This window comes from Paraburkholderia madseniana, assembly GCF_009690905.1.
GTDB classification, from domain to species: domain Bacteria; phylum Pseudomonadota; class Gammaproteobacteria; order Burkholderiales; family Burkholderiaceae; genus Paraburkholderia; species Paraburkholderia madseniana.
Genome location: NZ_VOSW01000032.1, coordinates 55,006 through 74,842, shown reverse-complemented (window position 1 = coordinate 74,842; position 19,837 = coordinate 55,006). Strand labels below are relative to the sequence as shown.

General features: G+C 61.1%; 17 protein-coding genes and 1 pseudogene. 11 read left to right on the top strand and 7 right to left on the bottom strand.

Annotation, left to right across the window (positions count from 1 at the left end; translation table 11 throughout):
• Positions 1-102: 102 nt before the first annotated feature.
• From FSO04_RS18455 to FSO04_RS47080, 3 genes are all read right to left on the bottom strand, one after another.
• Positions 103-747: a carbonic anhydrase gene (locus FSO04_RS18455; RefSeq protein WP_233464898.1), complete on the bottom strand. Its 645-nt coding sequence runs from the start codon at positions 745-747 to the stop codon at positions 103-105.
• A 572-nt stretch (positions 748-1,319) separates the two neighbouring features.
• Positions 1,320-2,939, bottom strand: coding sequence for a methyl-accepting chemotaxis protein (locus FSO04_RS18450; protein WP_154561164.1), 1,620 nt, complete (start codon positions 2,937-2,939; stop codon positions 1,320-1,322).
• Positions 2,940-3,107: 168 nt separating this feature from the next.
• The gene (locus FSO04_RS47080; protein WP_199203041.1) at positions 3,108-3,290 is read right to left on the bottom strand and encodes a hypothetical protein; all 183 of its coding nucleotides are present in this window, start codon (positions 3,288-3,290) and stop codon (positions 3,108-3,110) included.
• A 179-nt stretch (positions 3,291-3,469) separates the two neighbouring features.
• On the opposite strand from FSO04_RS47080, the gene FSO04_RS18445 reads away from it, so the two are divergent.
• Positions 3,470-3,922 (top strand): cupin domain-containing protein, encoded by a 453-nt coding sequence (locus FSO04_RS18445; protein WP_154561162.1) that lies wholly within the window; start codon positions 3,470-3,472, stop codon positions 3,920-3,922.
• A 25-nt stretch (positions 3,923-3,947) separates the two neighbouring features.
• Here FSO04_RS18445 and FSO04_RS18440 read toward each other — a convergent pair whose 3' ends face one another.
• Positions 3,948-4,538, bottom strand: coding sequence for a hypothetical protein (locus FSO04_RS18440; protein WP_154561160.1), 591 nt, complete (start codon positions 4,536-4,538; stop codon positions 3,948-3,950).
• Positions 4,539-4,980: 442 nt separating this feature from the next.
• Positions 4,981-5,760: a YoaK family protein gene (locus FSO04_RS18435; RefSeq protein ID WP_233464897.1), complete on the bottom strand. Its 780-nt coding sequence runs from the start codon at positions 5,758-5,760 to the stop codon at positions 4,981-4,983.
• Between the two features lie 238 nt (positions 5,761-5,998).
• On the opposite strand from FSO04_RS18435, the gene FSO04_RS18430 reads away from it, so the two are divergent.
• The 10 genes and pseudogenes from FSO04_RS18430 (at position 5,999) to FSO04_RS18385 (ending at position 17,972) form a co-directional block, all read left to right on the top strand.
• Positions 5,999-6,394 (top strand): response regulator, encoded by a 396-nt coding sequence (locus FSO04_RS18430; protein WP_154561158.1) that lies wholly within the window; start codon positions 5,999-6,001, stop codon positions 6,392-6,394.
• A gap of 11 nt (positions 6,395-6,405) precedes the next feature.
• A complete protein-coding gene (locus FSO04_RS18425) occupies positions 6,406-8,883 on the top strand; it encodes an ATP-binding protein (protein ID WP_166618203.1) in 2,478 nt (825 codons plus the stop codon).
• 136 nt (positions 8,884-9,019) lie between these two features.
• Positions 9,020-9,949 (top strand): LysR family transcriptional regulator, encoded by a 930-nt coding sequence (locus FSO04_RS18420; protein WP_154561154.1) that lies wholly within the window; start codon positions 9,020-9,022, stop codon positions 9,947-9,949.
• A gap of 133 nt (positions 9,950-10,082) precedes the next feature.
• Positions 10,083-11,819: a ubiquinone-dependent pyruvate dehydrogenase gene (gene poxB / locus FSO04_RS18415; RefSeq protein ID WP_154561152.1), complete on the top strand. Its 1,737-nt coding sequence runs from the start codon at positions 10,083-10,085 to the stop codon at positions 11,817-11,819.
• A gap of 9 nt (positions 11,820-11,828) precedes the next feature.
• A pseudogene (locus FSO04_RS18410) lies at positions 11,829-12,260 on the top strand (cytochrome ubiquinol oxidase subunit I); the annotation flags it as partial.
• Positions 12,261-13,144: 884 nt separating this feature from the next.
• A complete protein-coding gene (locus tag FSO04_RS18405) occupies positions 13,145-14,113 on the top strand; it encodes a cytochrome ubiquinol oxidase subunit I (protein ID WP_233464895.1) in 969 nt (322 codons plus the stop codon).
• A 16-nt stretch (positions 14,114-14,129) separates the two neighbouring features.
• On the top strand, positions 14,130-15,116 hold the full coding sequence (gene cydB, locus FSO04_RS18400; protein WP_154561150.1) for a cytochrome d ubiquinol oxidase subunit II: 987 nt from the start codon (positions 14,130-14,132) through the stop codon (positions 15,114-15,116).
• Between the two features lie 149 nt (positions 15,117-15,265).
• Positions 15,266-16,009 carry a (Fe-S)-binding protein gene (locus FSO04_RS18395; RefSeq protein WP_154561148.1) on the top strand — a complete coding sequence of 248 codons (744 nt, stop codon included), beginning with the start codon at positions 15,266-15,268 and terminating at the stop codon, positions 16,007-16,009.
• Positions 16,006-17,382 carry a lactate utilization protein B gene (locus tag FSO04_RS18390; RefSeq protein WP_154561146.1) on the top strand — a complete coding sequence of 459 codons (1,377 nt, stop codon included), beginning with the start codon at positions 16,006-16,008 and terminating at the stop codon, positions 17,380-17,382. Before FSO04_RS18395 ends, FSO04_RS18390 begins: the two co-directional genes overlap by 4 nt.
• Positions 17,379-17,972, top strand: a complete 594-nt coding sequence (locus FSO04_RS18385; protein WP_154561144.1) for a LutC/YkgG family protein — start codon at positions 17,379-17,381, stop codon at positions 17,970-17,972. Before FSO04_RS18390 ends, FSO04_RS18385 begins: the two co-directional genes overlap by 4 nt.
• 93 nt (positions 17,973-18,065) lie before the next feature.
• On the opposite strand, the gene FSO04_RS18380 is transcribed toward FSO04_RS18385, so the two are convergent.
• A complete protein-coding gene (locus tag FSO04_RS18380; protein ID WP_154561142.1) occupies positions 18,066-18,806 on the bottom strand; it encodes a response regulator in 741 nt (246 codons plus the stop codon).
• 225 nt (positions 18,807-19,031) lie between these two features.
• Complete coding sequence (locus FSO04_RS18375) at positions 19,032-19,814, bottom strand: glucose 1-dehydrogenase (RefSeq protein WP_154561140.1); 783 nt, start codon at positions 19,812-19,814, stop codon at positions 19,032-19,034.
• Between the last annotated feature and the right edge of the window lie 23 nt (positions 19,815-19,837).

Here is a 19,837-nt window from a genome sequence, read left to right as displayed (position 1 = left end):
GGCTATCTTCAGCGTATACATAGCCCAGAAGCAGATTTTTACTTGTACAAAACAAAACCGCCGTACGGCTGCTGCCACCTGTGCACGGGCAAACCCACTCGTTTAGACGAGTGCAATCTTGCCGGTGGCGAGGTCATACATGCCGCCAACAATGTCGATCTTCTTGCTCTCGTAAAGTTTTTGGACGATCGGCGGTGAGCTCTTCAGTCGAGCCATTTGCCGTCGCACGTTCTCGGCGGCCGCGTTGTCCAGCAAGTTGCCGGTCTGCACCTTCTCGGCGGCGATGACGGCCGGCTTGATCGCGGCGATGAGTCCCGGCAAATGACCCGGAAGGACCGCCTTGGCCTTCAGCACTTTGATTGCGGCGTCGACTGCGCCGCATCCGGTATGGCCTAGCACCATGATGAGCGGCACCCCCAGGAACTGCGCGCCGTATTCGAGAGACGCAAGCAGATCCGGGTTTACGATGTTGCCCGCGACGCGTAAAACGAAGAGATCGCCCGGCCCCTGATCGAACGCGAACTCCGGCGCCACGCGCGAATCGGCGCAGCTCAGGATCGTGGCGATCGGATACTGCCCCTGCACACGGGCGGCGCGACCTGATGAAAAGTCGCGCTCGTTCGGCGTGTTGGCGGCGTAGCGCGCGTTGCCATCCATGATTCGCTTCAACGCGTCCGCAGGCGCGATCGAGTTGGGTGGTGGCGATGCGCCGGGTGCTGGCGGCTCGGCCGCGATGGCGGCACCCACGCTCCAGGGGAGGAGCGCCGCGAGTGCGCCAGTCTTCAGGAAATCCCGGCGCGATACTTGGGGCTCGTGCTGCGCATCACCACAGACATCACACATTTGAATGCCTCCGTCAGTGCTGGGCGCATCCGGCCGCAAACAGGTGCCTTGTTGCGTCGCAACGCAAATGGCACACCGGTCACCTGCTATGTGTACCTCACGTGGTGGTCCAACGCCACGCGGTAGATCAACCAACTTGCATAGGTCCGAGTCTATACCGTCGCCAGGCGCAGTGTCCGGAAAATCCCACGGCTGCGAAGAGCAGACCGTGATAGCGTATTGCGAACTCAACAGAGTCCGGCATTGTTAGAGGTCCGTCAATACGGCGTGCACGCGCGTCCCAAATCAGTGGAACTAAGCCGGGACAAACCGACCCCGGGCGTTGACTCGGGAGAGTGTCTGGACGACATCGAGAAGCATGGGTTCCACATTACCGATGCTCACGTTCGCATTACTGACGAGGTAGTTTGATGCCTGCGTTCGCGTAGGCTGTGGTCCGCCGCACGAAGCTCGCCGCGAGATCGCGACCACCGTCCTTACGCGAACGCCACTCGGCGCGACGTCGAAGCCGACGCGAACGATGTGCCGCCGCTAGCGTCTGCGTCGTTCACCTGGAAGGCCGCGGCTGCGCGTTGCAGGCTCATCGCCTGCTCCTTCAGCGACTGCGCCGCGGCCGCCGCCTGCTCGACGAGCGCCGCGTTCTGCTGCGTCATGCTGTCCATCTGCGTGACCGCGAGATTCACCTGGTCGATGCCGGCGCTCTGTTCCGCCGCGGCCGCCGCGATCTCCTGCACGACGCCGGTCACACGCATGATCGCGTCGCGCGCTTCGTCGATCGTCGAGCCGGTGTTTTCGACCAGCGTTGCACCACTGCCGACGCTGCCTACCGCATGACTGATCAGCTCGCGGATTTCCTTCGCCGCGGTCGCGCTACGCTGCGCGAGGCTGCGCACCTCGCTCGCAACCACTGCGAAGCCGCGGCCCTGTTCGCCCGCGCGTGCCGCCTCGACCGCCGCATTCAGCGCGAGGATGTTGGTCTGGAACGCGATACCTTCGATCGTTGCGATGATCTCGACCATGCGGCCCGATTCGCTCGAAATGCCCTTCATCGCCGCGACAGCCTGCGTGATCATGTCGCCGCCGCGGTTCGCGATTTTCGCGGCGTCGGCCGCAAGTTCGCTGGCGGTGCGCGCGTTGTCCGCAGTCTGGCGGACCATCGCCGTCATCTGCTCCATGCTCGACGCCGTCTCCTGCAACGACGCCGCCTGGCTCTCGGTGCGCGCCGACAGGTCCGCATTGCCGTTCGCGATCTCGTTCGCGCCGCACGCGACGTTGTCGGATGCATGCTTGATCTGGCAGATGGTGCCCGTCAGCGCGTCGCGCATTCGCTGCATCACGTGCAGCAGGCTCGACGTGTCGCCGTCGCGCGTGCGAATCGCCACCGTCAGGTCACCCGATGCGATTGCGTCCGCTACATTCGCCGCGTAGGCCGGATCGCCGCCGACCGTGCGCGCGATGCTGCGATTCGTCACCGCGACGAGCGTCACGAGCACCGCCGACACCGCCAGGAAGATCGCGCCGATCAGCCACAGCGACGCCATGAACGCAGCGTCGATGTCGTCGACATAGGCGCCGGTCGCGATGATCCAGTCCCACGGCGCATAGCGCACCACGTAGCCGATCTTGCCGACCGCCTGCGCCGACGCCGCGCCCGAATGCGGGAACACGTAGTCGACAAAACCGCCGTCCGGCACCTGTGCAGCCGACGCGAATGTCACGTAATGGTGGCGGCCATCGGCATCCGCGCTACCCGCGAGATCCTTGCCTTCGAGAGCCGGCTTGATCGGATGCATCACCATCTGCGGCTTCGAGTTGATCACGAGGAAGTAGCCGTCTTCGCCGTAGCGGACGCCGCGCAGGCGTTCGAGTGCCTGCTTGCGGGCATCCGCCTCCGGCAGCGCGCCGCTTTGCGCCAGCGCCGCATACTCCGTCACGATGCTGAGCCCGACGTGCGCGACGTTCGTGAGGTCGTGCTTACGTTCCTCGATGCGCGTCTCGCGCGACTGCCACGCCGCCGATACCGAGACGGCGAGCAACGCGATGAGGCTGATGATCAGCGGCAGCCACAGCTTCTGCGTAAAACTGAGCTTGTGCATCCTGAGTCCTCGTGCAAACGAATGGAAATCGCGCAGGGCTGCCGTGCGAAGTGGCATGTGTATGGGCGCGCCTGGTGGCGCCGATGGACTGTCCGGCGGCCATCCAGGTGGTTCCTGTTCGAGTTATCGGCGGATGCGAGCGAAAGTTTCGTCCTGTGAAACCCTCGGTTAACACCTTGCCGCTGCCTCCACCCCGGCTTCGCGCAGAAAATTCGACAATGCCGTGCGCGAAAGCGGATCACACACGACGGTCACGGTCTCCGCTGTAAGATCGAGCCGTTTTATCGTGCGGCGAAATAACTGACCTGAATCGCGTGCGGTCAGGAACGCAAAGCCCGCATCCAGCGCCACCACCCTGCCTGCGCCGAATTGGCGTGGAACCGTCCCCCTGAGACTGCCGGACAGTTGAGAGGCGCATAATCCTGGATGAACCGCGTTCCTTTTGGTCGGCGGACGCGCCGCAAGCGGCACGCCCCTTACCTGCAACGCTGGTGGACTGACGAGTATCCTTAATCCAAAGGAGTTCGAAAATGACACTGAACGGCGCGGCTCCAATCGAACCAATCAACATTGGTCAATTGAGCATTCAGTACCTGGTCGATGGAACTGCCACGGGCGGGATGGGTGTTTTCGAATTGACTGTGGGGCCTGGTTCACAAGTCCCACCGCCACATAGCCACACGCGTAACGAAGAGTGCGTCTATGTGCTGGAGGGCATGCTTCGGTACTCGGTCGACGGGGTTGTCCGAGACCTGGTACCGGGAGAATGGATGTTTACTCCGCGTGGGTCGGTTCATCACTTTAGCAACCCGCACAATGACACGGCCCGCGCGCTGATCGTTCTTACGCCCGACATAGGCGCCCAGTATTTTCGTGATGTCGGGGCAATCGTAAGCGCCGGCGGGCCGCCCGACCGCTCAAAGCTTATCGATGTCATGTCAAGGTACGGATTGGTGCCGGCGGCACCACCACCATCGCCTTAGCGAGCGTGGTCCATCCGGGACTCGACTAACGGAAGCCGTAGACCAGGACCTTTTTCCCCTCAAAGCTTTCTTGCACACCTTGCTCGCAATCCGGTGGACACACTGCTTGGCCGTCCATGCTAGCGCCTGCCACAGTGACCGCCCTGTAGACAACGGACTCGACGAGCGTCCCGTCGGCAGCGACGACGATGTTCAGATCAGTCTCGACGCCGGCCGGCACGGCTCCGCCTGCGGTATAGACGATTTTCATCGTGCCGGTGCAATCGGAGTTCACCGTGTAGGTTCCGGTCTGGTTCGGATTAAATGTAGTCTGCCCCCCTTTCGGCAGACCGCCGATCACCCCGAAGTCGGTGCGCGTAAAACCGCCTGCGCCGTCGAACGTCACCAGGGCGACGTCATCAAGGATCGACGGGGCGGTGTACGGATGAAACGTACCATCGGCAGATTTCTTCAATCCAAGTATCTCACCGTGACCGATAAAACTAAACGGTCCCCTTAGCGTTGCGTTCGAGCAAAGGCCGCCGCGGTCGCCGGGGCCGCCGGCCTGCGCGGCGCCACTGAGCGAGAGAAGTACAACGGCGATTGCTGACAAAATGCCTAAATGCTTGATCTTCATGGTCATCCCCTTGTTACCGAACCAGGCACGTAACATCACAGCGCGCAGCGGGCTATTGCCTGGCGAGATGAGGCGCCCAATTCAAACAAATGAAATAAAAAGCGGTCGCAGTGTTACCGGCTACCGCCGTTTGCCGAGCAAGCGATGAGAGAACGAGAGGCCGTCGGTGCGACCGCCTGTTCCCGAGCGTGAGGCGAGAAAGCCCATGCGTGGGCCAATGTAATGAATGGCGAAACTCTTCACCAGGCAGTCATTTTTTGCCCGGTGTCGGCAGACACGTGCGGAAAGGGTGCACGAAAGTCCGCGCAATTGTGACGTCGAGGGTCAGCCATGCTTTAGAGTCGCATAGTAAAAAGTAGCGTAGTCCACGCTATTCGCAGATGCCAGATGAAGATCGGACAAAAGGCAGGCGCATTCAGCATTGCGCGGTGCGAATGATGAACTAGCGCGCTTGGCCGGACACTCGATCGCGGTTTGAGACCTGGCCGCGAGGCCCGGATGTGGCGCCGCGCTCGTCCGCTGTGGTGCCTGACAAGCGGCCTGATAAGACGCGCCGAAAAATGTCGAGCAACGCAATGAAAAGAAAAGTGGCCGGCACGCCTAACGCCGCATCGTGCAGGCGGCGTGTAGTCAAACCGCCCACCACGGCGCCGAGCGCGAAACTGAGGCTGATCGTGCCGAGTACGACCGCCTCGCGTAAGCCGGCGGGGTCGCGTTTCGGTATCGTCGATCCGAAAAAAAGCTGGATGCTCCGCCGCAAATTGCCGGTGGTCATGACCGACGTATAGGTCACCGTTCCGGACTGCATGAAGAACATCGTTTGCAACGTCGCGACGAACGAAATGCCGGGTATCAACCAGAATTCGGGCAGCCATTTCAGCGCCGCTGCCGCTAGAAACACGATTTCGAATGTGAGTGCAGCGATGGCCGGCTGACGGACCCAGCGTGGCGTCATCAATTGCAACAGACGCGCCGCCAGAATTCCGCATGCAAAGCCGACGAGCGGCGAAACATGTCTCGACGCCTGGTGCCAGTCACCGGCGGCCAGATTGACTGCCATCAGCACGATATTGCCGGTCATCGAGTTGGCGAAGACCTTGCCGTGTCCCAGGTAGGTGAACGCGTCGAGAAAACCGCCCGACAACGTCAGCAACACTGCCACATTCAAATGCGCCTTTGCCGCTTCCATGTCCATCGAGCGCATCATTTCTCTACGATTCATTTGCTTTCCTTTCGTCCGATGACCGCATTTCATCAACGGGCCGTTACCTGCGGGTTTCAGTCACGAACGGGTTCGGTTGCAATTGAAATGAGGCGGTCGCTTCACTCCGTTTCATTTGTAACTTTGGGCGAGCGCAATGAAACAGTGGCGAGACGGACAGCCGCTTTAATACGTCATACGGTGCTGCGGCGAGCTTGCCTCGTCACCTCGCAGTCGCTTGAAAAGGGGTATTGGGACGATGGAAACCAAAACAGATATTCTCGTAATCGAAGACGATCCGTTCATGCGCGATCTGATTGCGTTGTCGCTGCGGGATGCCGGATATCGCGTCCTCGAGTGCAATGCGGCGCACGCGCGACGTCTTGACGAAACGGTCTCTGCGAAGGTCGTCGTCGTCGATCTGAATGTGCCGAAATCCGGTTCGATGGAGACCATCAATGCACTGCGCGCACGTTTTCCGCAGGCATCGATCGTGGCGATTTCCGGTTACTTCAGGGGCGGCCCTGCGATGGCCGACGCGGCCATCCGGCAACTTGGAGTGGAGCAGGCACTGGCGAAACCGTTCGGAGGCAACGAGCTCGTCGCGTCAATCAAGGCGCTGCTCGCGCCGTTGTCCATGAATGAACCTCGATGAGGCGGCTTGACATGACCGATACGGAACGGGCGAGACAAAGTTTCGCGTGGCCGGGCAGATACTGGCTCATCGCGCTAGGCGGCGGTCTGCTGATCGTTTTGCTGTGGATCGGCGCGGCGACCGACATCATGCGCTCCCGCCGGCTCACGCTCGCCTACAACGACCACGAGCTGTCGAGTCTCGTGAGCGCGCTCGCGGAACAGACTGCGCGCTCGCTGCAGGGCGTCGAATTCATCCTTGGCCGTACTTCCGTGTGGGCGCTCGATCCGGCGCGCACCCAATTATCGCCCGATGAGTCCCGCGCATTTCTGCGTCAGGAAATCGACGGTGTACCGCAGATTCGTCAACTCGAGATTTTCGATGCGGCCGGCAACCGGGTCGCGACAACGCTAACCGCGCCAAAGCCCGTCAATGTCACAGGCCGAACGTACTTCCAGCAACTACAGCGCGCGCACGGCGATGCACGGGCGATCAGCGAGCCCATTGTGAGCCTCGCAGACGGAAGACCGACTTTCGCTCTCGCACGGCGGCTTGAAGACGGACAAGGTCAGTTCAGAGGCGTCGTGGTCGCGCTGGTCGAAAACGAGTATTTCCGCAACTTCTATGAACAGGTCAATCTCGGTCCCGGCACCTCGATCCGCCTGCGGCGCATCGACGGAACACCGGTTGTCGTGTTCGAAGGACAACCGGCGGACCACCCGTCGCGGCACGTGCGTTTAGCGCAGCGAGCGGTAGTCGGTTTTCCACTGAGGGTTGAGGTTACCCGCGACGAAGCGGTGGCACTTGCAACGTGGCGCACGTCGACCATCGATGAACTGATTGGCGCGGCTGCACTCTCGTTGTTCGTCGCAGTGCTCGCCATCGCGCTGGTCAGACAGGTTCGGCGCCTCGCCCGGGTCAATCGCCAGTTGCAGTCCAGCCAGCAACACTGGCGAGTCGTGTTCGAGAATGCGCCGGCGGGCATCATGCTGCTGCGTCCGCACGGCTACTATCTGAGCGCCAATCCCGCATTCCAGCGCATGATCGGGTATACGGCGGCCGAACTCGCCGAATTGACGGCTGCGGATATCTCGCATCCCGACGACATCGAGCTCACGCAACGGTTCATCGACCAGTTGATGCGAGGCGAACACGACAGCTTGCGTTTCGAGAAGCGCTATCTCCATCGCGATGGGCATGTGGTCTGGACCGATATGAACGTTGCCCGCCTCACTGTCTCGACGGAGTCCCCGGATCGTTCATCGCCGCAACTCGAGGACGTGGTCGTCGCCACCGTGGAGGACGTGACGCAACGCCGTGAGGACGAAGCGGCGCGTCGCCAGCTGGAAAGTCAGCTCCGGCAGTCGCAGAAGCTCGAAGCGCTCGGCACGTTCGCGGGCGGCATCGCTCACGACTTCAACAACATCCTGGGGGCGATACTCGGCTATGGCGAGCGCGCCCTGGATGCGATCGAGGAGGGCACGCCGGAGCGGCGCTATATCGAGCAGGTGCTGAATGCCGGCGATCGCGCACGATCGCTCGTCGAGCGAATTCTGACTTTCAGCCGCAGCGGAATCACCACCCGGATGCCGGTTCATCTCCAGCCGGTGGTCATGGAGACCATTGAACTCCTGAAGGTGCGGCTGCCGGAAACCGTTCAACTCGAGGTTCGACTCGATGCGCGGGATGCGTTCGTAGCCGGCGATCCTGCGCATATGCACCAGGTCGTCATGAACCTGTGCAGCAATGCGATTCACGCGATGCCGGACGGCGGCACCCTCCGCGTCGAACTGGCGCTGCAGCACCTCGATACCCCGCGATCGCTATCGCACGGCGCTGTCGGTTCGGGCGAGTTCGTGCGGCTCACGGTGCGCGACACTGGTGTCGGCATTTCCCCCGATCTGCTCGAACGCATCTTCAATCCTTTCTTTACCACGCGCAAAGCCGGCGAAGGCACGGGGCTGGGTCTTTCACTTGTCGAGGGCATCGTTCGGGAATACAGCGGCGCGGTGGACGTGCGAAGTGTCGTCGGAGCGGGCACGCACTTCGACGTCTATCTGCCGGTGATCGACGCGGTGGCCGTATCGGTTAGTCGGCACGAAGCGGCTTTGCCGCATGGTGACGGACAGACGGTGCTGCTCGTCGATGACGAAGAGGCGCTCGTCGCTCTCGGCGAAGAAGTCCTCGCGGAACTGGGCTATGAACCGATCGGTTTCGTTTCGAGCGAAGCGGCGTGGCAAGCGTTCAGCGCGAGTCCTCAGCGCTTCGATGCGGTGATCACCGATCAGACCATGCCGGGTATCACGGGACTCGAACTGGCCACACGCATTCGCGCGGCTCGCCCTGACGTTCCGGTAATTCTTGCCAGCGGGTATAGCAATGCCGCCCTGGAACGCGACGCGAAAGCGGCCGGCATCGCCGATGTGCTGCGCAAACCGCTTCGGCAAGCCGATCTTGCGTGGGCGATGAATCGCGCGCTTTCGCAGCGGGACAACGAAGGCGCCGGATGATGTGTGATCGGCTACGGACTGGGAAGCTACGCCAGCAGTTCGCGACGCGGTGATTTCAGTTTATTGATTTGAGAAGCGGAGAACGTGCTTTAGCTCGTTCGTCCGGGTCTCACCAGAACCAGAGGCATTGTCAGTCATGAACCTTCGGCACCTGCAATTCTTCGTCATACTGACGGACGAACTGAATTTCAGCCGCGCTGCAGAACGTCTTCACGTCGCGCAGCCGGCGTTGAGCCGGCAGATCAGTTTGCTGGAACAACGCCTCGGTGCACAACTGTTCGACCGCAGCGGCCGTCCGTTGAGGCTGACGGAAGCGGGGCATTATTTCAGTGCCGAGGCGCGTCAGCTACTGGCCAGCTATGAGCGAGCCACGCTCGCCACGCGTGAGATAGGGTGTGGCAAACGGAGTTGGCTAGGCATTGGCTTCACGCGCTCGGCGATGTATAGCGTGTTGCCCACAGCGCTCAAGGCCTTCGACCGCACTCATCCTGATGTCGAACTCAAACTGTTCGAGATGCTCACCGAAGAACAGGCAGATGCGCTGCATGAACACCGCATCCACGTCGGCATTGGACGGCAGGCGCAAACCGCAGCAGGGTGTTCCTCGCTACTGCTGCTGCGTGAACGCGTGATGATTGCACTGTCCCACGATCACCCGCTGGCGGGCAACAAGGCCGTGCGCATTGCGCAGCTGGCGCAGTCACCGCTTGTGCTCTATCCGAAGCATCCCAACGCCCGCTTCTCGCGCTTTATCGAATCGTTATACCGGGACGCGGGAGTGACGCCCCGCGTCGCGCACCATGCCTATGAGATTCAGACCGCAATTGCGCTGGCGGGGGGTGGACTTGGTGTCACTTTCGTCGGTGAATCGGTTGCGCGCCATCGTCGCCCGGATGTGGTCTACCGGCCGCTGCAAGGCGTCGGCGCGTCCCGGACCACCACGCTGACAGCGAGTTTCCGGAATGACGATCTCACGCCCCATTTGCATGCATTCCTTAAAACGCTGGCGCCTCACGACAGCATTCCCGGCGCGCCGGCACCCAACTCTATAAGAAAAAAGACATAGAAGCATAACAAGCTGGTCTTGGACCGTCCCCCGACGGATTCGTAACATGACCCGACGTATCCTCCGTCGCGAACCGACGTCGAGACGGGCACGTGCGGGCAATCAGTCGATCTTTATTTATTGGAGAATTGCAATGTCGATGACCGTAGCGGAGCAGTTTGTCGAGGTACTGGTGGCGGCAGGCGTCAAGCGGGTGTACGGCATCGTTGGCGATAGCCTCAACGGCTTGACCGACGCGATCCGCCGTCACGGCGGGATCGAGTGGATCCACGTGCGGCACGAAGAAGTTGCCGCGTTCGCCGCGGGTGCCGAAGCCCACCTGACGGGTTCGCTCACGGTCTGTGCCGGCAGTTGCGGGCCCGGTAACCTGCATTTGATCAATGGCCTTTTCGACTGCCATCGCTCGGGGGTTCCAGTGCTGGCGATCGCCGCGCATATTCCGTCTCGGGAAATCGGCAGCGGCTACTTTCAGGAAACCCATCCGGAGTCGTTGTTCAAGGAGTGCAGCCACTATTGCGAACTGATCTCGAGCGCCAACCAGATGCCGCGTACGCTGGAGACCGCGATTCGCGAGGCGACCGGCAAGCGCGGCGTGGCGGTGGTCGTTATCCCGGGCGACGTCGCGTTGCAGCAGGCGGTTGATGCGCCACCGCCCTCGGCCTTGGGTCTGTTGCCGCCACAGGCGGTCGTCACGCCGGCCGAAGCCGATCTTGACCGGCTGGCCGCGATGCTCAATGGGCAGGGCCGCGTGACCATGTTGTGCGGGTCGGGTTGCGCGGGTGCGCATGATGAGGTGGTGGCGCTGGCCGAGCGGCTCAAGGCACCGATCGTGCACGCGTTGCGCGGCAAGGAGCACGTCGAATGGGACAACCCGTATGACGTAGGCATGACCGGCCTGATCGGATTCTCATCGGGCTACTACGCAATGCTCGATTGCGATCTGCTGCTGATGCTGGGAACGGACTTTCCCTATAGCCAGTTCTATCCTCGCAAAACGGGCACGCGCATCGTCCAGATCGACATCCGCCCTGGTAATCTCGGGCGCCGCACGCCGATCGATCTGGGCATTGTCGGCGACGTGAAGGCGACGCTCACGGCGCTGATGCCGAAGCTGCAGGAGAAGACCGACGCCGCGCATCTTACGCAGGCGCAGCAGCATTACCGGAAGGCGCGCAAGGATCTCGACGCGCTTGCGCAGACCAGTGCCAGGAAGTCGTTGATCCATCCGCAGCAGGTTGCCAAAGCCATCGGTGACCATGCAACGGAAGACGCGGTGTTTACCTGCGATGTTGGCTTACCGACGGTATGGGGCGCGCGCTACCTCGCGATGAACGGCAAGCGCCGGCTGATAGGGTCGTTCTGGCACGGCTCGATGGCCAACGCCATGGCGCAGGCGATCGGCGCACAGGCGGCCTTTCCCCACCGCCAGGTGATCTCCATGTCGGGCGACGGCGGTTTCGCGATGCTGATGGGCGATTTCCTGAGCCTTGCGCAACTCGGCCTGCCGGTCAAGGTGGTGGTGTTCAACAACGGCGCGCTCGGCTTCATCGAACTCGAACAGAAGTCCACGTCGTTCGTGCCGATCGGCACCGAGCTGAACAACCCGAATTTCGCCGCGATGGCCGAAGCCGTGGGTATCCGCGGTATCCGCCTTGAAAAGCCAGACGATGTCGAGCCCGGCATCGCCGCGGCGTTCGACCACGACGGTCCGGTGCTGATCGACGCGGTCGTGAACCGGATGGAGCTGGCGATGCCCCCCGCGGTCAACCTCGAAATGGCAAAGGGGTTCTCGCTTTATATGGTCAAGGCAATCCTGAACGGACAAGCGGACCAGGTGATCGATCTCGCGCAAACCAACCTGTGGCGCTAGGGGAGTGAAATGGACACCACCGCACTCATGCTGTCGAGACTGCAATTCGCCTTCACCGTATCGTTCCACATCATCTTCCCGTCGTTCACGATCGGGCTGGCGGCGTGGCTGACGGTACTAGAAGCGCTGCACCTGATCACCGGGCGGCCCGCGTACCGCCGGGTATTCGACTTCTGGCTGAAGATCTTCGGGATCGCATTCGGCATGGGCGTGGTCTCCGGGATCGTGCTGGCTTTCGAGTTCGGCACGAACTGGAGCGAACTCTCGCGGCTTTCGGGGCCGATTCAGGGGCCGCTGTTGTCCTATGAGACTTTTACGGCCTTCATGCTGGAGGCGTCGTTTTTCGGCGTGCTGCTGTTCGGCAAGAGCAGGGTGAGGCCGGGCTTCTACCTGTTTTCCACCGCAATGGTGGCGCTCGGCACGACGCTCTCGGCGTTCTGGAGAGGGTGGCCGCATTCCTTCTCGGGAACACGGCCCCCGAAGAACCCTGCGAGCGACTTTCACCGCACAAGGCTCGCGCACAGCATTAAGCGTCGCGCTAACGCCGGCCTTGTCAAACTCCACAAGCCCTTCGCAAACATCGCATCGTTAATCCATTCCGTTTTCGGAACAAGGACGCTGAACCGGCGTTTGCCGGTCTCTCTCAAGCTGCCCTCTATCGAATCTCGAACACGGGCCTGCGACAGCTGCACCACACGGAAGTCTGCACCCTTTCGGGTCAGGGCAAAGTTCGAACCCCTATGCAAGCCGTTACAGCTTGCCGTTCGCTTTCTCCGCATTCTCTTACCCGCTCCACCAACAGCGCTCCTTGCGGTTTGCCTGCCATCTGACGATGCTCTGTGGGGTTGGCGATGAGTCGGGCTTACCACGTTCCCAGTCTTGCCGACGCAACAAAGATACACTTGCGCCTGTCCGTTTAGCGTCCGCCTCTCCCCCGGTAGCACTCGCGACGACGTGCCCCCAAATGACAAAGAGGCAACCGGCTACCTACCTTTTGGTTCGAGCCTCACAGCAGCTTTGGCTCATCAGTTCTTACGAGGTTTGTACAGCGGTTCACATACGTTACGCTTGCGGAACTTGCCTTGCCCCCACACCGCTCGGCTGCTGGCAGTGTCGATTCCTGCCGTGTCGCCACGGTGAACCGTCTGCTGAAGGGTACGTTGTCTCCGAAGCTTCGAACCCGATCGTTGCCAATCGCGCACGTCCGGATAGGCAACTGCTGGTCGTACAGCAGGTCACATTTCGAAAGATCCAGAATGTGACAAGACAAGAAAGAGCTTTGCCGTCAACTACGTTGCCGATTTACGTCCGGCGGACGGCGTTACGTGTCGCACATCATGGTGAACAATAGCTGGATGCAGTATCCGGTGGGCTACATCATCCAGGGTGGCGTCTACGTGCCGGACGACTGGTTGAAGATCATCTTCAGCCCGGTTGTCTGGGTGCGGTTTCCTCATATGTTGCTGGCGGCTTACGTTACTGGAGCGTTTTGTGTGGCCGCGACCGGTGCGTGGTACACGCTGCGCAGGATGTGTCCCGCCGAAGCGCGCATCATGCTGCGCATGGGTCTTCTGCTCGCGGCGATCCTCGTACCGGTTCAACTGCTATTCGGACATCTGGTCGGCGATTATGTGCACCGCTATCAGCCCATCAAGTTTGCAACGATCGAGGCGCGCTGGCACGACGAACAACCCGCATCCGAAGTTCTGCTTGCGTGGCCCGATGCCGCCCACGAAAAGAACGACTATGCGATTTCGGTGCCGGTGCTGGGCAGTCTGATTGGGTCGATGACGCTCGATTCGAAAGAGGTCGGTCTCACCGACTTCCCACGCAGCGAGCGTCCGCCGATCGTCATTCCATTCTTTGCATTCCGGGTCATGGTGGGATGCGGTCTCATCATGCTGCTCGTTGCGTGGGGCGGCACCTTGCTATCGCTCAAGGAGCGCCTGCTGCAGCGGCGCGCGTTGCTGTGGACGGTATTCCTGTGCTTTCCGCTGCCTTTCATCGCGACGCTCACCGGCTGGTTTACCGCGGAGGTGGGACGGCAACCGTGGACCGTCTATGGGCTGCTGCGCACCGCTGACGCGCTTACGCCGTTCCTGACGCCGCGCGCAGCCGCGGGTTCGTTGCTGGTCTTCTGTGCGACCTACGTCTTCATCTTTGCCTTTGGCACGTTCTACATTTACAGGCTGCTCAAAGGGGGACCTGCCGAAGATCTGCTGCACACGCCGCCTGCTGCCTTGCCGAACCGTCCGCTTTCAGTGGCGACGGATCTGTCGTCGACGGTCAAATGATCTGGGAGACGCTCAAATGATCCTCTACTGGTCGCTGATACTCGCCTTTAGCATCTTGCTGTACGTGTTGCTCGACGGTTTCGACCTCGGTGTCGGCATGCTGTTCGGCCTGACCCGGGACGAAACGCGACGACGCCATATGCTGGCTGCCGTGTCGCCGCTGTGGGACGGCAACGAGACGTGGCTGATCGTAGCCGGCGTCGTGTTGTGGGGGGCTTTCTCCGTCGCCTACTCGTTGCTGGTCTCCGCGTTCTATGTGCCTGTGATGCTGATGCTCGCCGGCCTGATCTTTCGCCGCGTCGCCTTCGAGTTCCGTGGCAGGGCTCGCCGTACGCGGGCGATCTGGGACGTTGGCTTCGTATTGGGTTCGCTCGTCGCCGCCTTCATGCAGGGCGCAATGGTCGGCGCGCTGGTCAAAGGGCTGCCGGTCGTCAACGGCCGCTTTACCGGCGACGTCATGACGTGGTGCAGCAGTTTCTCGGCACTGTGCGGTGTGGCGTTATGCGCCGGCTACGCTCTGCTCGGTGCGAGCTGGGTTGTCAGGAAATGCGAGGCAGACGCGCGCGACGCTGCGTATCGTGCGATTGCGCCGTTGCTTCTGGTGGTGCTCGTTCTGCTGATCGTGCTGTTCTTTCATGCACTTCATGAAAACCTCGCGATCATGCACCGCTGGCTCGATCGCCCCTATCTTTTCCTTGTACCGTTGATTGCGCTCTGCGCCATCGTAGGCACTCTGATGGGCGTCAGACGGCGCCGCGACGACCAGCCATTCCTCATGATCGTGCTGCTGTTCATCTGCGCGTACGCGATGCTGGCTATCTCGTTCTGGCCGTACATGGTCCCGTTCTCGCTCACTGTGGCAGCCGCCGCGAGTCCGCATGCCAGCCTGGCCTTCATGTTCTGGGGAGAGGGTCTGTTCATCTACCCGTTGATGCTGGGCTATACGGCCTACAGTTATCACGTCTTCAAGGGCAAGGTCGACCTGACTTCAGGACACTACTGACACGCGGATGGAAGCGCCGCGCCGGATTACGGATGTAACTCAACCTGTGTGATTTGCAATCTGGCGGCAACCGCAGGCCAGGAAACTTGAGCACAAGACGAGTTCAGCCGCTTCATCCCACTGGAATTCATCCCGCCACCGGAGACACCATGAAAGTCGCCTTGTTCGTTCCATGTTTTATCGACGCCTTCTTTCCGGACGTCGGCGTCGCAACACTCGAGCTTCTCGAGCGTTTTGGTTGTGATGTCGACTTTCCACTCGAACAGACCTGCTGCGGACAGCCGATGGGCAATAGCGGTTGCGAGAAAGACGCTGCTGCCACTGAAGCGCTGTTCGTCAAGAACTTCTCCGGCTACGACTACATCGTGGCGCCGAGCGGAAGCTGCGTGCATCACGTGCGCGATCATATGACGGCCGTCGAATCGACAGCGCAAAGCAGGACAGTGCGTGCCAATACCTACGAGTTAGTCGAGTTCCTGCACGACGTGCTGAAGGTCGACGCGCTTCCGTGGGCCGAGTTTCCGCATAAGGTCGGGCTGCACAACAGTTGCGGAACGCTTCGATCGTTGCGCACCGCGAAGATGTCGGAGATTGAGGAGCCGTTCTTCTCGAAACCGCTATCGCTGCTGAAGAAGGTCAAGGGTATCGAGTTCGTTATGCCTGCCCGGCCTGACGAATGCTGCGGATTCGGCGGCACGTTCTGCGTGACTGAGGAACCCGTCTCTGCGCGGATGGGCCAGGACAAGGTGCGCGATCACAAGCAGGCCGGCGCCGAATACATCGTATCCGCCGATTCGTCGTGCCTGATGCACCAGAAAGGCTGCTCGGAACGGCTCGGCCTTGATCTGAAGTTTATCCATATCGCCCAGATTCTCAATGGAGCCCGCTCATGAAACGTGTCGACCACGTAAAGGCGTCGCGCGAATTTATCGCCGACGAAAAGCACATCGAGTTCCACGACAAACGCCTGTGGACCCTGCGCACCTTGCGGGACGAGGCCGCGCACGGCATCGAAGAATGGGAACAATTACGCTCGCTTGCATCACGGATCAAGGAACATACGCTGACGCACCTCGCCGACTACCTCGAAGAATTCGAGCGCAACGCGACGAACAACGGCGTGATCGTGCACTGGGCGAAGGATGCGGAAGAGCACAATCGCATCGTGCACGAGATTCTCGAAAGCCACGGCGCGAAGACGCTCGTCAAAAGCAAGTCGATGCTGACGGAAGAATGCGGAATGCGCGAGTACCTCGAACCGCGCGGCATCACGGTCGTGGAAACCGACCTGGGCGAACGGATCCAGCAGCTCGATCACCAGCGCCCCGCGCATATCGTCGTGCCGGCGGTTCATAAGCTTGCATCGGACGTCTCCAGAGTGTTTGCGAAGACACTCGGAACCGACCCGGACAACGACGACGTGCATTACCTTGCCGAAGCGCAGCGCGATGCGACCCGGCCGCTGATCCTGAACGCCGAAGCCGGGATGACCGGCTGCAATTTCGCGGTCGCGGAAACAGGCGGTATCACGGTGTGTACGAACGAAGGCAATGCCGATCTCAGTGCAAACGTGCCGTCGCTGCATATTGCATCGATCGGCATCGAGAAGGTGATTCCGAAGCTCGAGCACCTCGGGGTATTCATTCGCATGCTGTCGCGCAGCGCACTCGGCTCGCCGATCACGCAGTACACATCGCACTTCCGCGGCCCGCGCAGAGGCGGCGAAATGCACTTCGTGCTGGTCGACAACGGCCGCTCGGCACGGCTTGCAATGGACGACTTCTGGTACTCGCTGAAGTGCATCCGCTGCGGCGCCTGTATGAATACGTGTCCGGTTTACCGGCGCAGCAGCGGCCTGAGTTACGGCGGAGTCTACTCCGGGCCGATCGGTGCGATTATCAATCCGACCTTCGATCTGAAGAAATACAGCGCGCTGCCGTTTGCTTCGACGATGAACGGTAGCTGCACGAACGTCTGCCCGGTCAAGATCAACATCCACGAACAGATCTACAAGTGGCGCCAGATTGTTGCCGAGCAGCATGAGCTGCCGTTCGTGAAGACGCAGGCAATGAAAGTCGCGGGGAAAGTGCTGGCCGAGCCGGCACTGTACCGCGCGGCGATCAAGGCAGCGGACACCGCCGTTGCCAAGTTGCCGCGTGCCTTCATCTACAACCCCTTTAATGCGTGGGGCAAGCAACGGGAAGTGCCGGACGCGCCCGAGCAAACCTTCCGCGACTGGTACCTGAAAAACAGGAAAGCAAAATGAGCAGCCGAAACGCTATTCTCGCAAGTCTGCGCAGCGCGCAGCGCACGCCGGCCACGCTACCCGACGTGCCCATGTTCGATGCCGGCCTGCCACCGGCACTGGAAAAATTCAAGGAAACGTTCGCCAGCATGGGTGGCATCTGGGCGGACAGGTTCCCGGACGGTGATCTCGAAGCGCAGATCCGCGCGCGCTTTCCGGACGCGAAAGTGATCTGCTCGGCCGTGCCCGAAGTGGCGGGTACCCGACGCATCGAACAGGTCCGCGATCCGCACGAACTGAACGACGTCGATGTCGGCATCGTCCGGCCGCTGTTTGCGGTCGCCGAAACCGGGTCGATCTGGCTCAGCGAAGCGCAGTATCAGGTCAATGCGCTTGGGTATCTGTCACAACACCTCGTTGCGTTGCTGGATCCTGCGGACATTGTCGGTAATCTGCACCATGCGTATCACCGGTCCGACTTCTTCGCTGCGAATTACGCGGTGCTGATGAGCGGACCCTCGGCGACCGCTGACATCGAGGGTGTCCTGATTCGCGGGGCACAGGGGATTCGGTCTTTAACGGTGATTCCGGTGGCGCGTGGGGCAGGCTGACGGATGCTGGCGCGCGTGGATGCTCTCGTCTTCATATGAACGTTGATCCGGCGGTGCGCGCAAAGCCCAGCAGTTGTGGCGGCAGGACGGCGCTTATGAGGCCGCTGCGCTCAGTTTGTCGACGCTCGCTGCGAAGATGTAGCCGGCGCCGCGTTCGGTCTTGATGTAGGCAGGATGCGATGGATCCTCTTCAATCTTGCGGCGCAGCCGGAGAATCTGGACATCGATCGACCGGTCGTACACGTCGTCGTAAAGCCGGCTCGCTTCGAGTAGCTGCTCGCGCGTGAGAATCCGGCCCGGAGAAGCGAGAAACGCGTTGAGCAGGCAGAACTCGCCATTGGTCAGCTCGACGCGCTTGCCGTCCGGCGATGTCAGCCGGCGCGTGCCGATATTCAGTTCCCATCCGGCGAAGCGGTACGCGCGCGCGTCGACCTGACGTCCTGTCAGCGACTGCGTGGCCGCTGTGCGCCGCAACACCGTGCGGATGCGAGCCAGCAGTTCGCGCGGGCTAAATGGTTTGGTCAGGTAGTCGTCGGCGCCGAGTTCGAGTGCCATGACGCGGTCGGCCTCGTCGAGGCGGCCTGATACAACGATGATGGGCAGCGATGACTGCTCGCGTAGCCGACGCGCGATTTTCATCCCATCCTCGCCCGGCATCCGCAGATCGAGTACGACCAGGTCGATCGCGTATTCCGCCAACGCGGCGGTCATTTCCTGGCCGTCGGCTGCGACGGTCACCTTTAAGTCGTTGTCCGTCAGATACTCGCAAATGAGATTGCGAATGGCTGGATCGTCGTCCACTGCAAGCACATGTGGAAGATTAGACTCGCTCATCACCGGAAGCCTCGTTGCAAAGCGGGAACGCGGCGCTGTCGTGCTGCCACGTGCGGTGGACTAGCGATCGCCCGCCGGATGGCACATTATAGCGACGGATTGACGCGAGCACAGAACCCGTCGCGGACCGGGCCGAGCGATGGTCCGCCGGCATCACGAACCCGTGCGTTAAAAATGGGTGCTACCTGCTAATGTCGAGCGGCCATCGATCCGGCGCTGAAAAAATCAGACTTGCACGCGTCCACCATCAACGAACAGTTCTATCCCGGTGATATAGCTGGCATCGTCGGAGGCGAGAAAGGAAACCGCCTTGGCGATTTCATCGGTGCTGCCGACACGGCCGAGCGGTGTCGTCTCGGCAACCTCCTTGCAATAGGCTTCGATCTGTTCGTCGCTCAGCTTGAGTTCGGTCTTGTAGGCAGGCGTGACGACGACACCAGGCGCGACCACATTGACGCGGATGTCTCGGCCTTTGAGATCCGATGCCCAGGTGCGTGCGAAGGAGCGCAATGCAGCCTTGGTGGCGGCGTAGACACCGAACGCCGGTACACCTTGTACCGATGTGATCGATCCTGTAATCACGATGGCGCTGCCGGCCCGCATGAGCGGCAATGCGCTCTGCACGGTTAGCAAGGTGCCTTTCACGTTGATGTCGAAGTACTTGTCGAATTGTGCTTCGGTGATCTGTCCAAGCGGGGAGAACTCGCCGCCGCCCGCATTGGCGAAGAGAATGTCTATCCGTTGATGTTCCGCAGACACCGCGTCGACGACTCTCTTAAGGTCTGCGGCCGACGAAATGTCGCCACGAATCGCGCGTGCCCCGTGCCCGATTTCAGATACCGCCGTGTCCAATTCCGCCTGGCGTCTACCGGTGATAAACACCGTTGCACCTTCGCGAGCGAGGCGCTTGGCGGTAGCGAGGCCGATTCCGGTGCTGCCGCCGGTTACGAGCGCCACCTTTCCCGCATGCTTGGTCGAATGGATGTTGTCGTAGAGGGACGTTGTCATTTCAGGACTCCTGGTTCATCTGT